The organism is Halobacillus sp. (assembly GCF_049282395.1).
GTDB lineage: Bacteria > Bacillota > Bacilli > Bacillales > Halobacillaceae > Halobacillus.
On the sequence record NZ_JBAPTY010000068.1, the window covers coordinates 1 to 3,663 of the forward strand.

Consider the following 3,663-nt stretch of genomic DNA (forward strand, 5'->3'; position numbering starts at 1 on the left):
GAATTTAAATTTCGAAGTGAATGCCTTTTTATTTCGGACTTCAAGCGTCCAAAGTCTGATCGATAACTACAAACATGATATGGAGAACAGCCACAAAGTGGATGCAGAAGCCTTCCAAAATAGAGGGGTCGTGGTGCGAACCAAGGAATCTTTTGCCCGTTTATTTTCACCTGCTTTGTAGGAAATGACCGAAGTATATGAAAAGAGCTTCCATAAAAGGGGAAGCTCTTTTTTAATATGGATAATGGAGGCGGTTCATTAATTAGGATCGCCTCTTTTTTTAGGGTAGATTGTGAAAGAAAAAGCTGGTCTCTAGGAATTGAGTAGAAAAGTTAAAAATCCCAGTCGCAGACCATTTGGAAATCTATCTATCAACCAAATCTTCCTTTATACGCTAAGATTTTTTTCATTGCTTCTTTATGGAGCTTTGCCATTTTTGAACTAGCCAACGTTGCTTCTGAAAAATGAGTAATGCCCCGCTTAAAATTTTCTATTCGTTTGGGATCTTTAGCCATTTGGCTTGATCTCCCTTCTCCCTTGTTTTTACTCATTCTATTCAAAGGACAGGAAATCTATACAAAAAAACAGGATGCTTATTGAAAAGCATCCTGTCTGTATTCTATCGATTCAGATACGACATTACTTTTTTATTTAGTCTTTCAAGTTCTTTGGTCGTTTTACTTTTAGAATGCTCCGATAACGTAGTCACTTGTCCTTCCCTGGAGAAGCGGGCATGGGGATTCTTGGCATCTTTCACAACTTTGCCTCTTTTTGTTTTCTGAGGAAGTTTGATATTCATAGTAAGCTCTCCTTTTACAAGTGTTCTTACACTTATTATAACACATAGCTAACGATACAGGTGATACAGGTTTGTTAGATTAACGATATGAAGAGCGTCTATTTCTAATACTTCCCCGTGTTCGCTCTTCAAAACTATTAAATATTGCTCTCTCCTGTTTATCACAGGAATAATCATACTTTCTTCCTCCATTAAAGAAACCACCTCATATTGAAGAAGGTATTCGGCATATACCTCTTTATGTTTTCCCATCTCAAAATTATGAGTGGCTTCAATGATGTCCAACTGTCTCAAAATGGCTTCATATACAGGTTGGACTTCTTCATATTCATATATTTCTTCTTCACTCATACCTTCCCACCCAGGATTATACTCAGGAGGAACCACCTCCAAGGGAGATACTTGAACAGATATTCCATACAGGTCCGTGTACTTCTTTAGGTACTTTCCTAAATCTTCCGACCGAGTTTCTGCTTGAATGTGTTCACCTGTAAAATAGTTTTGTGCGTTCTGGATCATGACTGACATGGTTTCAACCCTTCGGTAATTTGCTTTTCTCACCTTTTCGTATGTCAGAATGATATTTTGCAGATCGTTATTGTGTTCAAACTCTGCTTTCCATAGCTTCATAATACTTGGGGTTAGTAGTAACGCTAAATCCATAAATACTATGACAGCCGTAAGTGTTAAGATGAACGGCCAATTAGACAGATCTGTTTCCCCCACTAACAAACCAACAGCGAGTCCACCCACAAAAAGAGTGTACAAAGCCTTTCTAATTTTTGGTAGAGAAAACCAATACTTCTGCTGATCCCATAAGAAAAACAGATAGTTTCCTATAGCAAAAATCAATAAAGCCCCTACAAAAAAATTAAAAGCCAAGTAATCATCTCCCTCTTATTTAAAAAACTTGCTGATTCGCCTGTTTTACATAGCAGCTCCGCCCCCTAATGTATGGAAAGATAGTAAGTTAATTCTATTTTACCACTCCAGAAATTGGCACTCTATGTAAAAAGAAAAGAAACTCCATCTCAGTTTCTTTTCTAAATGGGCTTGATTCTTTTATAAGAATTTTTATGACAAGGGATGCAGCACCTTTCCATTAGAATTTGTTAGTTATTGGGTGTAAACTGTCAGTGGAAGGTTTTTTACTATTCATAGATATCACATTTATCGAAAAAGAAGGACCGCATAAGCACCATCGATCTATTTTACTTAACCAGTGCCTTGAACGGAAAAAGAAAAAGAGAAGGTGAAAAAAATTGAAAACACGCAGCTTAGGTAATACAGGGATGCAAGTTTCTGAGGTTGGTTTTGGAGCGTGGCAATTAGGTAATGAGAAAGATTGGGGAAAGATGTCGGATCATGAAGCCATTGATTTAGTGAATGCAGCTATGGATTCAGGCTGCAATTTCTTTGATACCGCTCCTAATTATGGGGCGGGTAAAAGTGAGGAACTGCTGGGAAAGGCCTTGAAGGGAAAAAGAGATCAGGTGGTCATAAGCAGTAAATGCGGCCATCATCCCAATGATGAACAAAACTTTGAGCCTGAAAGATTGATATCCTCTGTAGAAGATAGTTTACGAAGGTTACAGACGGATTATCTGGATAGTCTTCTGCTGCATAATCCTCCTTTCTCATCTCTTCATGGAGATAGTACGCAATTTGAGGTGTTACAAAAACTGAAAGACGATGGAAAGATCAGAGCGTTTGGGGCTTCGGTCGATACGGGAAGAGAGATGTCTGAACTATTGAACCAAACGGAGAGCCAGGTCATTGAGGTAATGTTCAATCTTTTTCACCAAGAACCAGCGGCCGCCATGGAATCAGCTCATCATCAAGGGGTTGGCGTCATTACCAAGGTTCCGCTTGATTCTGGATGGCTTACTGGAAAGTACGACGAAAGCAGCACCTTTAGTGGAATCAGGAGCAGGTGGAGTGCAGAGGAAATCGAAAGAAGAGGAAAATTAGTCGAACAGGTTCGTCGTATTGTAGGGAATGACTACTCTATGGTACAGGCAGCCCTGCGATTTATTCTTTCGTACAGAGAAGTGTCTGTCATTATTCCCGGAGCGAAAGATGTTTCACAATTAAACCACAATCTGAGTGCCTCAGAAGGTGGCTTGCCCACGCAAATGGTTAAGGAATTAAAAGATTTTTGGGAAGAAGAAATCAAGGATTCCGGACTGGCGTGGTAATGGGAGGGGATTGGAATCCCTTACCGGATAATTGAACCTTTTTTTACCAGTTAGGAATCATGTATAATGGTTAAGGAAGCATGACTTTTTCACTGTTAAAGCGTTATCATATAGGTAGCTAGTATTTTATTGGAGAGGTGCGACGGAATAAATCCCGCAGCTTCTCTGCAAAACTCAGGAATAAGGATGGTTAACAATGACCAACAGAGAAACTAAAGACGTCATCCTGATTGGCGCCGGCATCATGAGTGCCACATTAGGATCGCTTCTGAAAGAATTAGCACCCGATTGGAATATTAAAGTGTTTGAAAAGCTTGATAAGACAGGTGGAGAAAGCTCGAACGTATGGAATAATGCCGGAACGGGCCATGCGGCACTTTGTGAACTTAATTACACAAAAGAGCAGAGCGATGGATCGATCGATATCAGCAAGGCGATCAAAATCAATGAACAGTTCCAGATTACAAAGCAGTATTGGTCCTATCTCCTCAACAAAGGCTACATCCATAACCCGGAAGAATTTGTGCGCTCTCTGCCTCATATGAGCCTCGTTCACGGGAGAGACAACATTAACTTTTTGAAGAAACGTCATGAAACCATGACAGCTCATCCACTGTTTAAGGGGATGGAATTTTCCGAGGATCCGGAAAAGCTGAAGGAATGGAT

The 3,663-nt window shown here is 39.9% G+C and carries 5 protein-coding genes and 1 pseudogene; 3 read left to right on the plus strand and 3 right to left on the minus strand.

Annotated elements, in window-relative coordinates; genetic code table 11:
• Positions 1-181 (plus strand): annotated as a pseudogene (locus WAM07_RS03575) (cardiolipin synthase); the annotation flags it as partial.
• A 190-nt stretch (positions 182-371) separates the two neighbouring features.
• On the opposite strand, the gene WAM07_RS03580 reads toward WAM07_RS03575, so the two are convergent.
• The 3 genes from WAM07_RS03580 to WAM07_RS03590 all read right to left on the minus strand — a co-directional run bounded on the left by WAM07_RS03580 (position 372) and on the right by WAM07_RS03590 (position 1,681).
• Positions 372-515: a hypothetical protein gene (locus WAM07_RS03580; RefSeq protein ID WP_422164836.1), complete on the minus strand. Its 144-nt coding sequence runs from the start codon at positions 513-515 to the stop codon at positions 372-374.
• A gap of 104 nt (positions 516-619) precedes the next feature.
• The gene (locus WAM07_RS03585; RefSeq protein WP_422164837.1) at positions 620-799 is read right to left on the minus strand and encodes a hypothetical protein; all 180 of its coding nucleotides are present in this window, start codon (positions 797-799) and stop codon (positions 620-622) included.
• Positions 800-847: 48 nt separating this feature from the next.
• The gene (locus WAM07_RS03590; RefSeq protein WP_422164839.1) at positions 848-1,681 is read right to left on the minus strand and encodes a type II toxin-antitoxin system SpoIISA family toxin; all 834 of its coding nucleotides are present in this window, start codon (positions 1,679-1,681) and stop codon (positions 848-850) included.
• A 380-nt stretch (positions 1,682-2,061) separates the two neighbouring features.
• Between WAM07_RS03590 and WAM07_RS03595 the strand changes: the two genes are divergently transcribed.
• A complete protein-coding gene (locus WAM07_RS03595) occupies positions 2,062-2,997 on the plus strand; it encodes an aldo/keto reductase (protein WP_422164841.1) in 936 nt (311 codons plus the stop codon).
• Positions 2,998-3,193: 196 nt separating this feature from the next.
• A partial coding sequence (locus WAM07_RS03600; protein WP_422164842.1) for a malate:quinone oxidoreductase occupies positions 3,194-3,663 on the plus strand: 470 nt, incomplete at its 3' end.